The sequence below is a fragment of the Neisseria sp. P0021.S007 genome (genome assembly GCF_051956855.1).
Map to the genome: position 1 here is coordinate 1 of NZ_JBQCXA010001034.1, position 543 is coordinate 543.

Annotated in this window: 1 protein-coding gene; it reads right to left on the bottom strand. The window is 39.0% G+C overall.

Annotation, left to right across the window (positions count from 1 at the left end; all coding sequences use genetic code 11):
* Positions 1-291: 291 nt before the first annotated feature.
* Positions 292-543 (bottom strand): SMI1/KNR4 family protein (locus tag ACTHUR_RS17375; RefSeq protein WP_440399958.1); only part of this gene is annotated, 252 nt, incomplete at its 5' end.

The window sequence follows — 543 nt, forward strand, 5'->3', positions numbered from 1 at the left end:
GGCAATAGGCACTTGGCGGTGCATGGGATTAATACCACAACCAAGTGATAGCACCGGGTGCTTCGCTTTCGTTATATGGCTCACTGGGATAGAGCTTGGGTGAGAGAATGTTTAGGGGGGAGTGGGCATAGTTTAGAGTTACGATTAGTTAAAGTAAAAAGGAAAGGTAAGTGGTTTTAAGGCAGCCTGAAACGGAGTTCAGCGAAACCAAAACCGCGTGTGCATGAATGCACATCCTACCATTTCACTTTTTTGGTTGGTTACACAGGCTATGCTGGTTAGTAGTGCCAGTTAATCTACATCTTGATAAAGTTTATCTATAAAACTATCAAAATCAGGTGTGATGGGAACTGTAATCATCTTGGTATTACCTAGTTCATCTTCGTAAAATTCATCATGATACATAAGTACGATGGATGGATTACTTGAATTCTTACGGTAATCAAAACAAATATAATCGCCATTTGCACTTATTCCAAATGCAACAACTTGGTTTCCATAGCCATATTCATTATCAATGCATGAATAGGTATAGATATTTTC